We start from the raw sequence: 18,709 nt of genomic DNA on the forward strand, positions 1-18,709 counted from the left end.
GCGCGTCGGGGCACCGCCGGGGCGCGGGCGATAGCCCGGCACGCGGGCGGCCGCGTCGAGGCGGCCGAGGAACCCCGGCGCCCGACGGAGCCGGCCGCCGCGCCGGGTCACCGGCCGGAGCGGCCGGCGAGGTGATCCTGCAGTTCGGCGTGGCGGAACTGGTAGGTCGGGCCGACGGCGCGCAGCAGCCCCAGGCGGTGGGCGTCGTCCAGGAAGGGCATCAGACGGCGCGGCAGGAGACCCTTCCACGCCAGGTACCGGGAGGCCACCAGGTAGGCCGGCCATGCGTGGTGGCGGCCGTAGACGAATGTGAACCGCAGCCAGAACAGGTACGCCGACGCGGCCCCCACAGCCGCCGCCAGGACCGGCTCGACGGCGGTCGCCACGATCAGCCCGATCCCCAGGCCCAGGGCGCACCCGCCCGGGATACCGCGAACCGCGTTGAGCTTGCGATCGGCCCGGAAGCTGGCCACCGGTGTGTACACCCGCCCCGGCAGCGCCGGGGTTTCGGCCCATGCGATGAACCCGTCGGCGACACCCGCCGCCGGAGCGCCGACGGTCGCCGCCGCGGCGGCGACCGCGATCCCGAACCCGATGCCGGCTCCGTTCCCCTCGCCGCCCCATGCCGCGAACCCGACGACGAGCGCGGAGGCTCCGAAGGACGCGACACCCGCCCGGAACCCGCTGCGCCCGATGTGGCGGACGAGGGAGCGCCGGCGCCCGGACAGCCGGAGATCGGCGTATCCGGGCGGCTCCTGCGACCACTGCGCGAATTCGTGCCAGCCCAGGAGGTTCAGACCCACGCCCGCAGCGGCGAGCAGGCCGCCGCCCACGACCCCGCCGCCGAACGCCCCGGCCGGCCCGAACGCCGTCGCGCCCCAGATCCCGAACACGGTCGCCCCGACGGCGAACCCTGCGGCCCCCACGACCAGAGTCAGGGCCGCGGCGACGGCCAGGCGGATGCGCAGCGGCAGGTCGCGGGGCAGCGTCCGGCGCGCCAGGTGCCACCAGGCGAAGTCGCGTCCGCCGGAGGCGTCGCCGCCGGAACCGCGGTCGAGGATGCCGGCGAGAAAGCTCAGCCAGGCGCGGATCCGCGACGGGTCGTGTTCGCGGCGCGGCAGGGAGGTCGGGGCTGATCCGTCGGGGTCGGCGCCGGGGAGGCGCGCGGCGGCCATCGCCGGGATGACCCCGTCGAGCAGGTGGCCCCGCAGGTCCGCTGCGGCGGGGAAGCGCGCGGTGTCGAGCAGCGGCGCGGGATCGGCGTGTGCGTCGACGTAGACGGCCCGCAGCAGCCACAGGCCCAGGGGGGATGCGGTGATCTCGCGCAGCGGCTCTTCGCCGCGCTGCGGCGCGGGGGTGCGCAGCCGGTTCAGGACCGGCTGCCACTGCTGCCGCCGGGACGCCGTGCGCAGGGACTTCTCCAAATAGCCGGCGGCGTCGGCGCCGGCGATCCGTTCGGGCACGATGGCCGGGGCAGCGGCGACGACGTCGTCGGCGCCGGCCACCGCCTCGGCGAATTCGGCTTTCCGGCTGGTCAGGATGAGGGGCGTGGTGCCGAGGGAGCGGTTGAGCGCGGTGATCACGCGTGTGCGTTCGTGGCCGTGGACTTCGTCCAACCCGTCGAGCACGGGCAGCACACCCCCGTTCCTGACGAGCCGGTCGGCCGTACGGGGTCCCAGGGCACGCAGGGCGGGGTAGTCCTGATCCACCCGGGCGGCCAACCACGTGTGCAGGTCGGGCTGTTCGCGGGTGTTCCAGCCGGCCGCCGGCACCAGTACCGGCACCGGGTCCTCCGGTGCGCGCGAGGCCAGCAGCTCCAGCAGCAGCTGCACCGCCAGTGTCGTCTTTCCGGTGCCGGGGCCGCCGAGCACCACCAGGCGCCGCCTGGGCAGGGCGAGGAACCGTTCGGCCAGGCGGGCGGCGTCGTCGCTGGAGCCCGCGAACCCCGCGATGCCGGCGGGCAGGGCGTAGTCGGGGCGGTCCATCAGGTCGGCGCTTGAGGTGAGCCGCCACCGCACCGGCATCGGGGCCGGGTCGTGCAGCGAACGCAGCAGGGACTCGTCTCTCCACTGCCGCTCCACCAGGCCCGCCAGCGCCAGGGTGGCCTCGCCGGTCTCGGCAGCGGTCGGCGCCACCGCGGTATCGGGGCGGCGCCACCACGACACCAGCCCCGCGGCCAGGGACGGGACGCTCAGCGCCACGGCCACCAGTTGCGCGACGTTGGCCGTCGTTCCCAGCCCGTGCGTCCGCAGGAAGACACCGAGCAGCGCGAGCACGCCTCCCAGGGCCAGCGCGCCCGCGACGAACCCCGTAGTGCGCCACCACGGCCGATTCCGCATCGACATGGCCGCCATCCTCGCGGGTGCGCGCTTCGGACACGACCCGTGCAACGCAACCGTGTCCCCGGAGCAAGGGTGTGCCGGACGTGTCCCGCCGCGGCCGGGCGTCAGCGCCGCAGCGTCGCGGCCAACGCGCGGACCTGCGACCGACGGGCCCAGGCCACGAGGGCGAATACCGCGCCGAGCAGCACCGTCTGCACCGCGAACGCCTGGTAGCCGGGGGTCGCCAGGTTGCTGACGGTGGCACCGGCCATCACCCCGAGCAGGCCCAGCGCGGCGATCCCGGACAGCCGCGGGATCACCAAGCCGACGGCGCCGGCGACTTCGCAGACCCCGGTGACGTAGCGCAGCCACTGTCCCAGGCCGATGTCGCCGAACAACCGCACGGCGTCGTCGGCGCCGAGCAGCTTGGTTCCGCCCTGGAACAGGAAGAAGGCGGCGAGCAGGATCTGCACCGCCCACAGGATGATCTCCAGTACCCGGCCGCGCCGGTGCGGGCCGCCGGTTTCGCTCCGATTCACGGTAGTCTCCCCACTCCTCGTCTCGGGGTCATTCTCCGCCGATGCGGCCGATGGCGGGAGGGGTGCCCCGCCCCGCGCGTTCGCGGTGCGCAAGCGCGCACGGACCGGGCCCCGCCCCGGCGGCCGGATCGGGCCGTTCCGGAGCGGGTCCCGGGGATGGGAGGAACGGTCAGGGACCGGTACAGGGACCGGTGAAAATACCGATACGCGACCGGGCATTCGAATATTGAATCCCCTCCGGGTGTTTTCTACGTTCCGCGGACAGGCGGTCGTTCCCGCCCACGAGCGAACGGAAGGCATCGACGTGGCTGTGCAACATCCCCGAACCGGTTCCGAGCTGCGAACCCCCTCGGCCTGATCCTCGTTCTCGTATCCGCTTCGGCGGCGGCCTCCCCCGCGGCCGCCGAGGCCGCACCGTCGCCGGTCCCCGTACCGCAGGTCGACGGCCCCGTCCCGGGCGCCCCGCCCGGCGACCCGGAATCCGGCGACCTCGAAAACACCTATCCGTACTTCGCCTCGACCGAGAATCTGGACGCCTACGGCTATGTCGAGGAGGAGTTCTTCGTCTCCGGAACCGCCGGCGTCTACGAGGACGGCGAGACGGTTTCCGAGCACCCCTACACCACCCGCATCGTGGTGCGCCGCCCCGAACGGGAACGGCGCTCCAACGGCACCGCGCTGATGGAATGGCAGAACGTCTCGGCCGGCCACGACCTCGACGCGCTGTGGGCGCCCAGCGCCGGGCACATCATGCGCTCGGGCTATACCTGGGTGGGCGTGTCCGCCCAGGACGTGGGCGTATCGCACCTCAAGGAATGGAGCCCGACCCGCTACGGCGGCCTCGACGTCACCGACGGCGGCGCGGTCGACGACGACCGGCTCTCCTACGACGTCTTCTCCCAAGCCGCCCAGGCGGTCCGCACCGGCGAGGCCGGCGTCACGGGCGGCGTCGGCGTCGACACCGTCCTGGCCATCGGCGCCTCGCAGTCCGCGGGACGCATGACCGCCTACTACGACCGGGTGCTGCCCCACATCGAGCCGGTGTTCGACGGCTACGGCTTCATGGTCGGCACCGCTCCCCAGGGCGACCGCCCCGAACCGGTGTTCCAGGTGAACTCCGAGACCGACGCCGCCTGGAACCCCGCACCGCACGAGGACTCCGACACGTTCCGGCTCTGGGAGGTCGCCGGTGCCGCCCACTCCGGGTGGGCCGGCCGCGAGGCGCGCGCGGAGGTCGAAGAGCGCGACCTGGGCGGGCAGGCCGATGTCGACTGCACCGAGCCGCCGTTCAGCCGCGTCCCGCTGGAGCACGCGCTCAACGCTTCCTACGACCACCTGGACGCGTGGGCGCGCTCGGGCACCCCGCCGCCGACCGCCCCGCGGCTCACCCGCACCGACCGGGGCCGCCTCGCCCGCGGCGACGACGGCCTGGCCCTGGGCGGCGTCCGGTTGTCCCAGATCGCGGCGCCAACGGCGCTGAACACCGGAATCAACACCCCGGCCGGCGGAACCGAGACCGACGGGTTCTGCGTGCTGTTCGGCACGCACGTCCCCTACAGCGAGGACGAGCTCGCCGAGCTGTACCCCACGCGGGGCAGCTACATCCGCTCCGTCGTGGAGACCGACGACGGCAACGTCCGCGACGGCTACATCACGCGCCGCGACGCCGCCGCCAACCGCCACGACGCCCTGTGGTCGGGCATCGGCGGATAGGCCGCACCCGGCCGCGGCTGCGCACACACCGGCCGCCGGGGCGCCGAAAGGCCCGGCGGCCGGCGTGCGCGGCCACCGTCACGCACGAGCGTGGAGGCGCAGCGGATGCGGACGCCACCGCGGCGCGTCGCCGCCTCCGCATCCCTGCGGCGCCGAGCGCGAGATTTTTACCAGCGCAGTTGCCGTGGAACGGGGAAAACCCCCAGATCGTTTCCGGCGGGCCCGGCGCATCGGGCACACCCGCACAGCGGCGCTCCCCCGCCACGGCGACGAAGTACTCCCGTCGGCGCAGCTCCACGGTCGATCACCGCGATCGAACGATCCCATCGTCCTCGATTCGTGGACAGAGGAGCGGTGTCGGCGTAAAGCTGGGGAGCGCTCCGGGGCGGCGGTGATCCGGCCGGTCCCGGGACCCGTTCCATCCGACAGCCACGTTGGGGAGATCCGCACCATGCACGACCGCAGTATCGGCGGACGCACGGTCAGCGCCGTCGGGCTCGGCGCCATGCCGTTGTCGATCGAAGGGCGCCCCGACCGCAGCCGGGCGATCAGCACGATCCGCACGGCGCTGGACGAGGGCGTCACGCTCATCGACACCGCCGACGCCTACCACCGCGACGCGGGCGAGGTCGGCCACAACGAGGAGCTCGTCGCCGAGGCCCTCCCCGCCGCCTCCGGCGACGACGTGCTCGTGGCCACCAAGGGCGGGCTCCTGCGCCCCGGCGACGGCACCTGGACCAAGAACGGCCGGCCCGAGTACCTCAAACGGGCGTGCGAGGAGTCGCTGCGCCGGCTCGGGGTCGAGGCGATCGGGCTCTACCAGTTCCACCGGCCCGACCCGGCCGTCGACTACGCCGATTCGCTCGGGGCGCTGGCCGAGCTGCTCGATGAAGGCAAGATCCGCATGGCGGGCATCTCCAACGCGGATCCCGACGAGATCCGCACCGCCCAGGACGTCCTCGGCGGCCGCCTGGCCGCGGTGCAGAACCAGTTCTCGCCGGGGTTCCGCTCCAGCGAGCCCGAGCTGCGCCTGTGCGACGAGCTCGGCGTGGCGTTCCTGCCCTGGAGCCCGCTGGGCGGCATCAAGGAAGCCGGCGAGTTGGGCGCGCACCACTCGGCGTTCGCGGCCGTGGCCCAGGAGCGCGGCGTCAGCCCGCAGCGGGTGTGCCTGGCGTGGATGCTGGCCACGTCGCCGGGCGTCGTGCCCATCCCGGGCTCCTCCCGGCCGGAGACCGCCCGCGACAGCGCGCTCGGGGCCGACCTGAAGCTCGGCGACGAGGAGATCACCCGCCTCGACCGCGTCTGATCCGGGTCCGGCCACGACGGGCGCGGGGCGCTCCGCAACGGCACACCGTGCGCCGACGGGTACCCGACCGCCGCCGGATCGGGGCTCCTTCCGGCCGGCACCCGCCTGTCTTCCGGCCGCTGCGCTCAAGCACCGGAGCCCGCGGGCCCGCTTGGCCCGCGCCCGCACCCCACCCCCATTCGGCCGGCGTCCGGCGCGCCGAGGAGGCCCCGTGTTCACCACCCGACCGACCTTGCAGGGCACGCACGGCATGGCGTCCTCCACGCACTGGCTGGCCTCCGGTACGGCGATGGCCGTGCTGGAGGACGGCGGCAACGCGTTCGACGCCGCCGTGGCCGCGGGATTCGTGCTGCAGGTCGTCGAACCGCACCTGAACGGGCCGGCCGGCGAGGTGCCGATCGTTCTCGCCCCGGCCGGCGCCCGCCCCCTGGTGCTGTGCGGCCAGGGGCCAGCGCCCGCCGGGGCGAGCATCGACCACTACACCGGTCTGGGGCTGGACCTGGTGCCCGGCACCGGCCCGCTCGCCGCCGCCGTCCCCGGTGCCTTCGACGCCTGGATGCTGCTGCTGCGCGACCACGGCACCAAGCCGCTCGCCGACGTGCTCTCCTACGCCGTCGGTTACGCCGAGCGCGGCCACCCCGCTGTGGAGCGCGTCGGCGAGACCGTCGCGACGGTGCGGGACCTGTTCGAAACGGAGTGGCCCTCCTCCGCCGAGGTGTACCTGCCCGGCGGCCGCCCGCCGCGGCCGGGTGCCCTGCTGCGCAACCCGGCGCTCGCGGCCACCTGGCGGCGGCTGCTCGGCGAGGCGGCCGCCGCGGGGCCCGACCGCGCGTCCGTGATCGACGCCGCCCGCCGCATCTGGCGCGAAGGCTTCGTCGCCGAGGAACTGGCGGCCTTCGCCGCCCGACCCGCCACGGACTCCTCCGGCGAACGCCACGCGGGCGTGCTGACCGGCCAGGATCTGGCGTCGTTCACGGCCTCCTACGAGGAGCCGGCTACCTACGACTGGAACGGCTGGACGGTGTGCAAGGCCGGGCCGTGGAGCCAGGGGCCGGCGTTCCTGCAGCAGCTCGCGCTGCTGCCGGACGGCCTGGGCGGCGCGGACGGCCCGGCCGGCGGCAGCCCCGAGTACGTGCACACTCTGACCGAGGGCACCAAGCTGGCCATGGCCGACCGCGAGGCCTGGTACGGCGACGCGGCCGACGTCCCCCTCGACGACCTGCTCTCCGCCGGCTACAACACCGCCCGCCGGTCCCTCGTCGGCGGCTCCGCCTCCTACGAGCTGCGCCCGGGCTCGCCCGGCGGACGCGCGCCGCGCCTGTGCCGCCACGCGCTGACCCGCACCGCCGACGCCCCTACGACGGCCGGGGCGGGCGAACCGACGGTATCCGGCGACGGCACCACCCGGGGCGACACCTGCCACCTCGACATCGTCGACCGGCACGGCAACATGGTCGCGGCCACACCCAGCGGCGGCTGGCTGCACTCCAATCCGGTGGTGCCCGCGCTCGGGTTCCCTCTGGGGACGCGGCTGCAGATGGCGTGGCTGGAGCCGGGACTGCCGAACTCGCTCACGCCCGGCCGCCGGCCCCGCACCACGCTGACGCCCTCCCTCGCGCTGCGGGGCGGCGAACCGGTGCTGGCCTTCGGCACGCCCGGCGGCGACCAGCAGGACCAGTGGAGCCTGCACTTCTTCCTGGCCGCGGCGCTGCGCGACCCGGTGCGCGGCGGGTTGGACCTGCAGGGCGCCATCGACGCGCCCGGCTGGCACACCGAGAGCTTCCCCGGATCCTTCTATCCGCGCGCGTGGCACCCGGGGAGCCTGACGGTGGAGTCGCGGATGGGCGAAGCGGCGATCACCGAGCTGCGCCGGCGCGGCCACGACGTGACGGTGGGCCCGGCCTGGTCGGAGGGGCGGCTGAGCGCGGTAGCCCGCGATCCCGAGACGGGGGTCCTCGCGGCCGCGGCCAACCCGCGCGGTATGCAGGGCTATGCGGTAGGACGCTGAGCACCGGACCGTCCGCAAGGCGCAACCGCCACGCGCGTCTCAGGCTGCGGGCGCCGTCGCCAGGTAGACGGTGTTGGCGGCGTCGCGGTCCTGCAGCGGGTTGGGGACGGTGACGGTCTCGGCGCGGGCGTCGGCGAAAACCTCGCCCAGCACGGCGGAGAACTCCGGGTCGGGCGGGTCGTCGGACCACAGCGCGAAGATCCCGCCGGGGTGCAGGAAGCGCGCCAGCCGGCGCAGCCCGTCGGCCTCGTAGAAGCCGGCGTGGCCCGCGTCGAGCAGATGGCGCGGCGAGTGGTCGATGTCGACGAGGATCGCGTGGAACCGGCGGGCTTCACCGTCGGGGTCCAGACCGGACGCGGAGTCGGCCAGGGCGAAGAAGTCGCCGTGCACGAACCGGCAGCGCGGGTCGGCGGCCAGATCGGCCCCGGCCGGGATCAGCCCGCGCTCGTGCCAGTCGATCACCTCGGGCATCGCTTCCACGACCACCAGGGAGGACACGGCGGTGTGTTCGAGGGCCGCCTGCGCGGTGAAGCCCAAGCCCAGGCCGCCCACCGCCACGTCGAGCGGCCCGCCGCCCGACCCGGCCAGGGCCAGGCGCGCCATCTCGACCTCGCCGGCGGTGAACATGCTGGACATCAGGAAATCGTCGCCGAGCTTGATCTCGTGGACGTCGGCGCCCGCGACCGGGTCCCAGCGGCGGCGCAGTACGAGGTCGCCCATCGCGGTCGGGCGCCAGTCCAGCTCTTCGAATCGACGGCCCACAGCCCGCTCCCTCCTCGTCCGCCTGCAGAAACGGGCGGCGCCCGGGGTGCCCGCACGCGGGCGGTCCCGCGGACGGTCCGCGGCTCCGCACCACCTGCTACGGGAACGCGCACGCCTCCGCGGTCTTCGACCCTATCCCCGCACGCGGGCACGGACGTCCCGCCCGCTCTCCGGTGCCGGCGGCGGCCGACGCGGGCGAGGGCCTCAGTGCGGCGGCGCCTGCTCGGTGCGCCGCTTCGCGGAGCGGCCCGACCGCGCCGCCACCAGGCCCGCCACGGTGGCCAGCGTCCCGCCGACGGCGGTCACCGCGGCCGTCGCCAGCGGGGTGGCGTCTTCGGGCGAGGACATCAGCAGGTCGACGTGCAGCTGCTGGTTGATCCACAGGGCGGCCAGCAGCACCGCCCCGATGACGCACACGGACCGCCACGACACGACGCGGACGTTGACCCAGCGCCCGGTGAGCGCTCCGGCTGCCACGCGCAGCAGGGCGGCGATCGCACCGCCCACCAGCACGATCCCCAGAGGGTTGTAGCGCAGCGACATGGCCAGGTCGCCGCCCATGGCCGCCCACACCGCGCGGGTCGCGCCGCAGGTGGGCATCATGACGCCCATGTAGTGCAGCGGGCTGTGCAGGTCGACGGGCGGCAGGCCGAACACCGCCATCGCCGCACCCGCGGCGAGTCCCGCCAGGGCCAGGTAGGTCACCGGGCGGTGGCGGTCGCGGTCCTCGATGCGCAGCCGGAGGGGCAGCGCCCAGGCGGCCGCGCGGCCGCGCGCCTCGGGTCGACTGGTGCTCATCGCTCCATTGTCCCCCGAACCGGACGCCGGCGCGCCACCGGCGGCCGAGGGGGCCTGCCGCGCCGGCGGGCGGAACCCGCCGCCGTTCCCGAGCGCTCCTCGGGCGCCGGCGCCGCCGAGAACCAGTGCGGGGTTTTCACCGTTCTCCGCACTGCGCCGGTGAAGACCCCGCGCTCGGCGGGACCGGCCGGGCACCACCCGCATACTGGACGGTCTCTCCGGCGCCGTCCGGCGCGGCCTCGGGGGCGAACGCGGGCAGACCGGCGACTGCGGCGGTGATAGCGGCGCGCACGCACGCGCCCATCCCGCCGTCGGGTAGCGCCTCCTCGGCGGTGCGGCGGCGGGCCTGCTCCTCGGCGGCCAGGCGCAAGGCGGCGTTGAGGCTGGCCGCCTGGACGCGCACCGCCAGGTCGCCGGTTCCGGCGCCGGTGCGCTCGGCGACGATCTCGGCGAACACGGATTCGGCCGCGTCGTGGACCTCCAGCCACACCGCCTTCAGCGCGGGCTCGCGGTCGGCCATCCGGATGAGGTCGGCGACCGGCCCGTCGGCCAGGGGGTCGGCGCCGGCGAAGGCGCCTTCGCGCTCCAGGTGGTCCAGCAGCGGGGTGCCGCGCGGGCACGAGCGCAGCCGTCGGGCCATCCGGTCCAGCCCGGTGGTCAGCAGCGGCCGCACACAGCTCTCCTTGCTGGGGAAGTACCGCCACAGGGTGCGGGGCGAGATGCCCAGCCGGCCGGCGATGTCCTCGCCGGTGGTGCCGGCGACGCCCTTCTCGATGAACAGGGCCACGGCGGCGCGGGCGATCTCCATGCGGACGACGGCCTTGCGGCGTTCGGACATCGGCGGGCGGCCGCGTCCGGCGGGCCGGGCGGTATCGGCGGGCGCCACTCGCTCACCGCTCCTTTCGATCGCTCGGGCGGACGACGGACGGCGGCATCCTACCCCGCAAGTGTCGCATACTGTCTAAATGTCGCTCCATGACATAAAGTAGCGGACGGTACTCCGGCAGCGCAGCGCCACAGCCGCGCAGTCACCCGCCACCCGCCAGGGAAAGGAAGCACCGTGAGCGAGTCAGGACTGAACGGCACGAGCACGATCGTCACCGGAGGCGGGTCGGGCATCGGCCGCGCGGCCGCACTCCGGTTGGCGGGCGAAGGAGCCCGCGTCCTCGTCGCCGACATCGACGAGGAGACCGCGCAGAGCGCGGCCGCGGAGATCCGCTCCGCCGGCGGCACCGCCGAGGTCGTGGCCGGCGACCTCAGCGACCAGGCGGTCGTCGACCGGGTCGCCGCCACCGCCGCCGAACGCTTCGGGTCCGTCGACGTCCTGGTCAACAACGCCGGGATCATGGACGACATGTCGGCCGCGGCCGACGTCGGCGACGCCGTGTGGGAGCGGCTGATCCGCATCAACCTGACCGCGCCGTTCCTGCTCACCCGCGCGGTGCTGCCGCATATGCTCCAGCGGGGCGGGGGCTCGATCGTGTTCACCGCCTCCGAGGCCTCGCTGCGCGGCAGCGCGGCGGGCACGGCCTACACGGCCGCCAAGCACGGCGTCGTGGGCCTGGTGAAGTCCACCGCGATCATGTACCGCGACCAGGGCGTACGGGTGAACGCCGTCGCCCCCGGCGGCACGGCCACCAACATCGACATCGGCACGCCCCAGGCCCCGCACGGCCCGACGGTGCTCGGCGGCTACGGCGGCAACATCGGCCGCATCTCCCACGCCGACGAGCTCGCCGCGGCGATCGCGTTCCTCGCCTCCGACGCCGCCGGCGCCATCAGCGGAACCGTGCTGCCCGTGGACAACGGGTGGTCCGCGGTCTGAACCGCCGGCCGCCGGCGCGGACCGGACGGCCCGCGAACGGGACGGAGCCGCTACAGTGGGCGCGTCCATGCGGCGGGCGTCGTGCGAAGGGTCGGGCTATGGATGCGCAGGCCGGCGGGCAGGTCCCCGCTGTCGGGTTCCGCGATCGGTACCTGGAGGACTACACGGCCGGCGAGGCGGTCGACTGCGGTGAGATCGCGGTGACCGCGGACGAGATCGTCGAGTTCGCCGGCCGGTACGACCCGCAGGCCTTCCACGTCGACCCGGACGCCGCCGCCGACGGCCCCTTCGGCGGTCTGATCGCCAGCGGATGGCACACCACGGCCCTGATGATGCGGCTGTACGTGGACCACTACCTGTCGCCCAAGGCGAGCCTGGGCGGGCCGGGCGTGGACGAACTGCGCTGGACCGAGCCCGTGCGCCCCGGCGACACCCTGAGCATGCGCGCCGAGGTGCTGGAGAGCCGCCCGTCGTCCTCCAAGCCCGACCGCGGCCTGCTGCGCACCCGCGTCGAGCTGGCCAATCAGCACGGCCGGACGGTATGCCACGCGATCGTGCTGAACCTGCTGCGCACTCGGCCCCGTTAGCCGGGCGCGCAGCGGGCCGCGACCGCCGTCGCCGCCGGCTCGCGCCGACCGCCGCGTCACGGTCACACCAGCCAGCGGCCGCCGCTCATCAGATCGCGGTCGGGGCGGTGCCGTCGGCGTCGTCATGGCGCCGCGCCTCCTTGCCGATGGGCGGGATGCGGTCGGAGGGCGGCGGTACCGCGCGCGGCCTCCCGCTCCGGTCCGGTAGGAGCGCGAGGCCGCGGGCGCGGCCGGGAACCGGCGGCGTCAGCCGGTGCCGAGCAGGCCGTGCGGGTCGATGACGTACTTGCGGGCGGCGCCCTGGTCGAACTCCTGGTAGCCGCGCGGGGCCTCCTCCAGCCCGATGGGCGTCGCGTTGACCGCCTTGGCGATCTCGACCCGGTCGTGCAGGATCGCCCTCATCAACTGGCGGTGGTACTTCATGACGGGGCACTGCCCGGTGAAGAACGCGTGCGATTTGGCCCATCCCAGGCCGAAGCGCAGGGACAGCGAGCCTTCCTTCGCGGCTTCGTCGGGGGCGCCCGGGTCTCCGGTGACATACAGCCCCGGAATGCCGAGCGCCCCTCCGGCGCCGGTAACGTCCATCAGGGTGTTGAGCACCGTGGCCGGGTACTCGCGAGCGGCGTCGGCGCCGTGGCCGCGCGCCTCGAAGCCCACCGCGTCGACGCCGGCGTCCACTTCGGGCACCCCCAGCAGCTCCTCGATCCGGTCACGCGGATCCTGCCGGGAGACGTCCACGGTCTCGCAGCCGATGGCCCGCGCCTGCTCCAGGCGCTGCGTGTTCAGATCGGCGACGATCACGACGGCGGCGCCCAGCAGTAGGGCGGAAGCCGCCGCCGCGAGCCCGACCGGTCCCGCCCCGGCGATGTAGACCGTGGAGCCGACACCGACGCCCGCGGTGACACAGCCGTGGAAGCCGGTGGGGAAGATGTCGCTGAGCATGGTCAGATCCAGGATCTTGTCCATGGCCTGCTGCTTGTCGGGGAAGCGCAGGGCGTTGAAGTCGGCGTAGGGCACGAGGGCGTAGCGGGCCTGTCCGCCGACCCAGCCCCCCATGTCGACGTAGCCGTAGGCCGATCCCGGCCGGTCGGGGTTGACGTTGAGGCAGATGCCGGTGCGGCGGGCCGTGCAGTTGCGGCACCGGCCGCATGCGATGTTGAAGGGAACGGAGACGAGGTCGCCGACGTCGAGGAACTCGACGTCGCGCCCCTTCTCCACGACTTCGCCGGTGATCTCGTGGCCGAGCACCAGGCCTTCGGGGGCGGTGGTGCGGCCGCGGACCATGTGCTGGTCGCTGCCGCAGATGTTGGTGGCCACGACCTTGAGGATGACGCCGTGGTGCACCTGCCGGCCCACGTTCGCCGGGTTCACTCCGGGGCCGTCTTTGAGGGCGAACTCCGGATAGTCCATGTCGACGAGCTCCACGCGGCCCGGTCCCGCGTAGGCGACGCCTCTGTTCTCAGCCATAGCTGCCCCATCGTCATGATCTGGGTCACACTGCGATCGCCGACGCTGCTACCCGGGCGCGGTACTCGCGACGCCCGCCGGACACCGCGAAACCGTACGGCGACCGCCTGACTCCCGAACGTGCACGGTCCGGGCGCCTGCACAGCGCCGCGCTTCCGGAACCGTCCGCGAGGGCCGGCCCGGCCGGATCCCCCGCGGGCCGTACCGCGCTTTTCTGCGCCGCCGCGATGAATTCGGATGGCGCGTCCGTGAAATCCGTCCGACGCATCGGAGAATGTCACGCTCGGCGCACGGACGACCCCTTGAAGTGATCGTCGGGATCCGGCTACGTTTGCCGCGCCATTGCGAACGGGATTGTCGCGCGAGAGGCGTTCCGGCCGCGTGCGGCGTTCGGACGGGGCGCCGATCCCCGGCGCCCCGTCCCCATGCGGACCGGCACGCCCGGCTGCGCGGCGAATCCGGACCGCAGCCCGCCGATCGGCCCGGAAGCACCGGCCGCCCTCCGCCCGCTCCCCCGACGATCAATCCGCCGATTCCCCTCCCTCGCAAGACGAATTCCACGGAACACGCCTGCGCAGATCGGAACCCCCTGGCATGAACATTCCGACCGCGGGCGGAGGACGCCTGTTCTCCGCCCTTTCTTCGGCTGCCCGGCAGAACCGCACCCCCGTTCCTCCGCGAATCGGCACCTGCACCGACCCCCTCGGCGCCGTCGGGTCCGGCGGCCGGCGCACCCGGCACCGGTTCGCACCGGCGCTGGGCGCCCTCGCCGGCGCGGCGGCGCTGGCCCTCCTGCTGCCCGCCTCCCCCGCCGCCGCCGAGCCGCCGGGGGCGCTGCCTTCCCGTGTGGCCGCGCCGGACGGCACGTGGCAGCCCGCCTTCGACTACGACACCGACGGCTGCTATCCCACACCCGCCGTCGGCGCCGACGGCACCGTGGCCGCCGGCCTGAACACCTCGGGCGCGCTCGACGGCAGTTGCCGCGACAGCTGGGACCTGGAAGACACCAACTCCTATGCGCGCGCCAAGTGCGACCCGAGCGGCTGGTGCGCCTACATGTACGCGCTGTACTTCGAGAAGGACCAGGCGCTGCCGGGCTGCTGCGGACACCGCCACGACCTTGAGCACGTCGTCGTCTGGGTCGAGGACGGCCGGGCCCGCTACGTGTCGGCCTCGGCCCACGGCGACTACGACACCCGCGCCGCCTCCGAAATCCGTTGGGAGGGCACCCACGCCAAGATCGTCTACCACAAGGACGGGTGGAGCACCCACGCGTTCCGCTTCGCCGCCGGCCACGACGATCCTCCGGAGAACCACGAGGGCGTGTGGCAGTACCCCGACCTGGTGAGCTGGAACGAGTTCCCCGCCGGCGTCCGCGAGGCGCTGGTCGCCGCCGACTTCGGCAGCGCCCGGCTCGCTCTCAAGGACGGGAACTTCGAAGCCGACCTGGACCAGGCCAAGCCTGCGGGGATCGCGTTCGACCCGTACCGCTGACCGCGGGCGAGGCGCGGCCGGACCTGCGCGGTTCCCGCCCGGGTGCGCCCGGGCGGGAACCGCGGCACCGCGGAATCCGGGGGCGCGCGTGTCCTCCGGTTTCGGACAGAACCGTCGAACCCCCCTGACACCGGAGTGTGACCCATGACACTCTGAAATCCATTACTAGAACTCGGTTCTAAGAATGGAGCGCCCGTGGCCGCCTCCCCGAGTACGCGACGCAGGCTGGGCCGACCGCGCGGGGGCGTGGTCAGCGCGACCGACCCGGCTCCCCACGGCTGGGCACCGCTGGTCGTGCTGTTCCTGGTGGGGCTGGTCGACCGGATCGAAGCGGCCCTGCTGCAGGGCACACTGCCGCTGATCCAGGCCGAATGGGGCTTCAGCGACACCGTGGGCGGCAGCATCCCCACAGCCGCCGCGCTCGCCTCGGCCCTGGTCGCGCTCCCGGCGGGCTACCTCACCGACCGCTACAGCCGCACCCGTATCATCGCGATCGTCGTCTTCTGCTGGGCGCTGACCACGATCGGCTCCGGGCTGGCGATCGGATTCGCCATGTTCTACGCGATGCGGGTACTGCTGGCCAGCGCCGAACAGGTGGACAACCCGGCGGCCAACAGCCTGCTGGCCGACTACTACCCGCCGGTCAACCGGCCGAAGGTCTACGGCTGGACGCGGATGACCACCTACCTCGGCGGCATCGGAACGATCCTCGCCGGTGTCCTGGGCGAACTGGTGGGGTGGCGGGCGACGTTCGTGATCATGGCGATCCCCGGGGTGATCGTCGCGGTCGCCTGCTGGCGGCTGGCCGAGCCCGCCCGCGGCTACCTCGACTCGGTGATCGCCCGCGGCGGCGCGGAGCGGGACCCCGCCCCGGCCGAGCCCGCCGACACCGGCGCTCCCGAACCCGCCGAGCCTGTCGACGACACGGACACGAGCGCTCCAGCGCCGCCCTTCACCCGGCAGCTGCGCCGGATCGCGGCCGTTCCCACGCTGATGCTGCTGTCGGTGGGGATGATGCTGCTGACAGCCGGGCTGCTGGGCACCGCCTACTGGATGACGACCTACATCACCCGCGCCTACGACGTCGGCACCGCGGTGGCGGGGCCGCTCTCCGGCGGATCCTCGGTCGTGGGCGTCGTCGCCGGCACGCTGGCGGGAGCGTGGCTGGGCCGCAAGGCCCACGAGGCGATCCGCGGCGGCCGCGTCACCGTCGCCGCCGCCGGCACGGTGCTGGGCGCACTGGCCCTGGTGGCGGCGCTGACGGCCGACTCTCTGGCGCTCTTCGGCGCGCTGCTGCTGCTCTCCTCGTTCCTGGGCGCGCTGGCCATCCCCTGCGTCATGGCGTCGGTCGCCGACGTCGTCGGCGCCCACTCCCGCGGCCTGGGCTTCGCCGTCCTCAACTTCCTGCTCACCCTGGGCGCTGCGCTGGGGCCGCTGGCGGTGGGCGTCGCCTCCGACGCCTCGGGGTCGATGCGCACCGCCTTCTTCATCCTGACCGTGCCCAAGCTCCTGGGCGGAGTGTGCATGCTGCTGAGCCGCCGGACCTTCGACCGCGACGCCGCGAAGGTCCTCGACGAAGCCCGCAGATCATCCGGCTAGGCTGGATCCGTGGCCGAGCGATCGCCGACTCCCCGGGAACTGACACGACGAGTCGCCGAGGCCCATGCGCGCCTGCCGGCCCTGCTCGACGGATTCGACGCCGGAGACGCGCCGATGGCGGCCGCGTCGGCTCTGCCCGGGTGGACCCGCGGGCACGTGGTGCGCCACCTCGCCGACAACGCACGCGCTTTCGAGCGCCAAGCCCGCTATGCGCTCAGCGGCCGGCTGGTCGCGGTGTACGACGGCGGGCCGCAGGGGCGCGACCGCTCTATCGAGCAGGGCGCCGGCCGGCCCCCTGCACAGCTGCGAGCCGACCTGGAGTCGGCCCAGCACGATCTGGAGCGGGTCTGGAGCGGCCTCACGGCCGAGGACTGGCACCGCCCGGTGCGCTTCCGCGACGCCGCGGTGTACGACACCGCCTTGGCGCGGTGGCGGGAGGCCGAGATCCACGCCGTCGACCTCGCGGCCGGTTACCGGCCCGGCGACTGGCCGCTGCAGTTCGCTCTGCACGCTCTGGATTTCCTGTCCGCCCGCACACCGGAGGGGACGCGCCTGACGCTGCGGGCCACCGACACCGGCATGTGCCGGCGGACGGGAGCCGGGGCACCGGTGGAGGTCGCGGGAACCGTGCGCGACCTGGCGGCGTGGATGGCCGGACGCGCGCCCGACGGCCCGCTGGCGACGACGGCCGCGCGGCTGCCGGAGCTGGCGCCGTGGCCCGCCGACCCCGCCGGATGACGGCGCGGGACGTGCGGTGCCCTGCACCGTCCGGGTGATCAGTCGAGGAAGCGGGCGTAGACGACGGTGTTCGCCGTGTAGTGGCCGCTGGCCGTGTCGAAGGCGCCTCCGCAGGTGATCAGCCGGAGTTCGGCTTCGCCCGACGTCGCACCGTACACACGCCGCGTCGGGAAGTCGTCTTTGGCGTGCTGGGCGACGCGCTCGACCGCGAAGCGCGCGGTCGAGCCGTCGGCACGATCGACACGGATGCGGTGCCCGCGCTCCAGCTCTTCCAGGCCGAAGAACACGGCCGGCCCTTCCCGGGAATCGACGTGGCCTGCGAGCACGGCAGCACCCTCTTCCCCGGGGGTCGGCCCGCCCGACCACCAGCCGACGGCCTCCCACGGGCCCGGCGCCGCCAACCGGCCGGTATCCGTCAGACCGAGCCGGACGAACTCCGCGGTGTGCAGGTCCAGGGCCGGGACGCTCAGGGCGACCGGGGGCGCCGGGTCCATCACCGGCACGGCCCGCGCCGCAGACGGCGACGGATCGGGCGCGGGTTCGGCGGGACCGGCGCCGGTGTCCGGCGTGGCCGCGCCGGTGTCGAGCGTGGCCGCGCCGGTGTCGAGCGTGGCCGCGCCCATGAGCAGCGCGGCCGCGCTCATACCCGCGAGATGGCCCACCAGTCGGCGGCCGCGCCCGGGGCGGATGCTGCCGACACTCACCGGCGCGCCGCCGAGGCACCGCCTGCGCGCCACCGGCCGACGACCACGCCGAATGCGGCCAGCAGCGCCGCCGCTGCCGCGGTCAGGACTCCGGTCGAGTGCCCGCCGGACACCGCGCCGCCTCCGGTGTCGACACCGCCCACGGGCATGTCCCCGCCGTCGTCCTTGTCGTCGCCCTTGTCGTGGCCGTTCTCGTCGCCGCCGTTCTCGCCGCCGTTGCCGCCGCCGTTCTCGCCGCCGTTGCCGCCGCCGTTCTCGCCGCCGTCGTCGCCACCGTTGCCGCCGCCGTTGCCGCCGCCGTTCTCGTCGCCGTTCTCGTCGCCGTTCTCGTCGCCGTTCTCGTCGCCGTTGCCGCCGCCGTTGCCGCCGCCGTTCTCGTCGCCGTTGCCGCCGCCGTTCTCGTCGCCGTCGTCGCCGTAGTCGCCGTAGTCGCCGCTTTCGCTATGCGCGGCAGGCGACACCGGGTCCTCCGCCAGCGCTGTTCCGGGTGCGGCCACAGCGAGTGCGACGCCCAGGGAGAGGCCGGCGGTGGTCGCCGCGGTGGTGCGCCAGAAATCCATACGTTCGAACCCCTTCAACATGTGCTTTGGGCGGCCCGACAGCCGACGACACGCAGTCACGTGGGTTCGTCCCTACGTCGCTGCGTGGTTCCGGCCATCACCGGAACGTCGGCGCCGCCACACAATGACTACCCTAAGTAGCTAATACATACACAGAGTATTCACCGTCGGCTGCCAACCCACCACAGCACGGCATCCACCGCGCGCGACAGACACCCTCTACCCCCACTTCTGACTGACGCACAGTCGATTTCCGCTTACTTATAACGATCATCGTCAAAAGAGGGA

Annotated in this window: 16 protein-coding genes; 8 read left to right on the forward strand and 8 right to left on the reverse strand. The window is 74.0% G+C overall.

Translation table 11 applies throughout. The features are described 5' to 3' along the window. Positions 1-107 precede the first annotated feature (107 nt). A complete protein-coding gene (locus HNR25_RS03705) occupies positions 108-2,345 on the reverse strand; it encodes an NACHT domain-containing protein (protein WP_184633325.1) in 2,238 nt (745 codons plus the stop codon). A gap of 101 nt (positions 2,346-2,446) precedes the next feature. Beyond that, complete coding sequence (locus tag HNR25_RS03710; protein WP_184633326.1) at positions 2,447-2,860, reverse strand: DoxX family protein; 414 nt, start codon at positions 2,858-2,860, stop codon at positions 2,447-2,449. Between the two features lie 357 nt (positions 2,861-3,217). Between HNR25_RS03710 and HNR25_RS03715 the strand changes: the two genes are divergently transcribed. The 3 genes from HNR25_RS03715 to HNR25_RS03725 all read left to right on the forward strand — a co-directional run bounded on the left by HNR25_RS03715 (position 3,218) and on the right by HNR25_RS03725 (position 7,887). Beyond that, positions 3,218-4,573, forward strand: a complete 1,356-nt coding sequence (locus HNR25_RS03715; RefSeq protein WP_312862707.1) for an alpha/beta hydrolase domain-containing protein — start codon at positions 3,218-3,220, stop codon at positions 4,571-4,573. A gap of 451 nt (positions 4,574-5,024) precedes the next feature. Continuing rightward, complete coding sequence (locus HNR25_RS03720) at positions 5,025-5,879, forward strand: aldo/keto reductase (RefSeq protein ID WP_184633327.1); 855 nt, start codon at positions 5,025-5,027, stop codon at positions 5,877-5,879. A gap of 250 nt (positions 5,880-6,129) precedes the next feature. Then, on the forward strand, positions 6,130-7,887 hold the full coding sequence (locus HNR25_RS03725) for a gamma-glutamyltransferase family protein (RefSeq protein ID WP_221458053.1): 1,758 nt from the start codon (positions 6,130-6,132) through the stop codon (positions 7,885-7,887). A 39-nt stretch (positions 7,888-7,926) separates the two neighbouring features. Here the strand turns inward: HNR25_RS03725 and HNR25_RS03730 are convergent, their stop codons facing one another. The 3 genes from HNR25_RS03730 to HNR25_RS03740 form a co-directional block, all read right to left on the reverse strand. Further along, positions 7,927-8,649, reverse strand: coding sequence for a polyamine aminopropyltransferase (locus HNR25_RS03730; RefSeq protein WP_184633329.1), 723 nt, complete (start codon positions 8,647-8,649; stop codon positions 7,927-7,929). A 204-nt stretch (positions 8,650-8,853) separates the two neighbouring features. Beyond that, complete coding sequence (locus HNR25_RS03735; RefSeq protein ID WP_184633330.1) at positions 8,854-9,447, reverse strand: DUF2752 domain-containing protein; 594 nt, start codon at positions 9,445-9,447, stop codon at positions 8,854-8,856. A gap of 136 nt (positions 9,448-9,583) precedes the next feature. After that, complete coding sequence (locus HNR25_RS03740) at positions 9,584-10,333, reverse strand: TetR/AcrR family transcriptional regulator (protein ID WP_312862341.1); 750 nt, start codon at positions 10,331-10,333, stop codon at positions 9,584-9,586. A gap of 174 nt (positions 10,334-10,507) precedes the next feature. Between HNR25_RS03740 and HNR25_RS03745 the strand changes: the two genes are divergently transcribed. Both HNR25_RS03745 and HNR25_RS03750 read left to right on the forward strand, forming a co-directional pair. Next, entirely contained in the window at positions 10,508-11,272 is a 765-nt protein-coding gene (locus HNR25_RS03745; protein ID WP_184633331.1) for an SDR family NAD(P)-dependent oxidoreductase, read from the forward strand. 98 nt (positions 11,273-11,370) lie between these two features. After that, entirely contained in the window at positions 11,371-11,859 is a 489-nt protein-coding gene (locus HNR25_RS03750; RefSeq protein WP_184633332.1) for a MaoC family dehydratase, read from the forward strand. Between the two features lie 246 nt (positions 11,860-12,105). Here HNR25_RS03750 and fdhA read toward each other — a convergent pair whose 3' ends face one another. Further along, positions 12,106-13,326: a formaldehyde dehydrogenase, glutathione-independent gene (gene fdhA / locus HNR25_RS03755; protein WP_184633333.1), complete on the reverse strand. Its 1,221-nt coding sequence runs from the start codon at positions 13,324-13,326 to the stop codon at positions 12,106-12,108. A gap of 594 nt (positions 13,327-13,920) precedes the next feature. Here fdhA and HNR25_RS03760 point away from each other — a divergent pair. The 3 genes from HNR25_RS03760 (at position 13,921) to HNR25_RS03770 (ending at position 17,157) form a co-directional block, all read left to right on the forward strand. Then, positions 13,921-14,820, forward strand: coding sequence for an NPP1 family protein (locus HNR25_RS03760; RefSeq protein ID WP_184633334.1), 900 nt, complete (start codon positions 13,921-13,923; stop codon positions 14,818-14,820). A 195-nt stretch (positions 14,821-15,015) separates the two neighbouring features. Then, on the forward strand, positions 15,016-16,419 hold the full coding sequence (locus HNR25_RS03765) for an MFS transporter (protein ID WP_184633335.1): 1,404 nt from the start codon (positions 15,016-15,018) through the stop codon (positions 16,417-16,419). 9 nt (positions 16,420-16,428) lie between these two features. Further along, a complete protein-coding gene (locus tag HNR25_RS03770) occupies positions 16,429-17,157 on the forward strand; it encodes a maleylpyruvate isomerase family mycothiol-dependent enzyme (RefSeq protein WP_184633336.1) in 729 nt (242 codons plus the stop codon). Between the two features lie 38 nt (positions 17,158-17,195). On the opposite strand, the gene HNR25_RS03775 is transcribed toward HNR25_RS03770, so the two are convergent. Then, complete coding sequence (locus HNR25_RS03775; RefSeq protein ID WP_184633337.1) at positions 17,196-17,861, reverse strand: class F sortase; 666 nt, start codon at positions 17,859-17,861, stop codon at positions 17,196-17,198. Continuing rightward, positions 17,858-18,421: a hypothetical protein gene (locus HNR25_RS03780; RefSeq protein WP_184633338.1), complete on the reverse strand. Its 564-nt coding sequence runs from the start codon at positions 18,419-18,421 to the stop codon at positions 17,858-17,860. Before HNR25_RS03780 ends, HNR25_RS03775 begins: the two co-directional genes overlap by 4 nt. Positions 18,422-18,709 lie beyond the last annotated feature (288 nt).

The sequence above is a fragment of the Streptomonospora salina genome, from assembly GCF_014204715.1.
Taxonomy (GTDB): Bacteria; Actinomycetota; Actinomycetes; order Streptosporangiales; family Streptosporangiaceae; genus Streptomonospora; species Streptomonospora salina.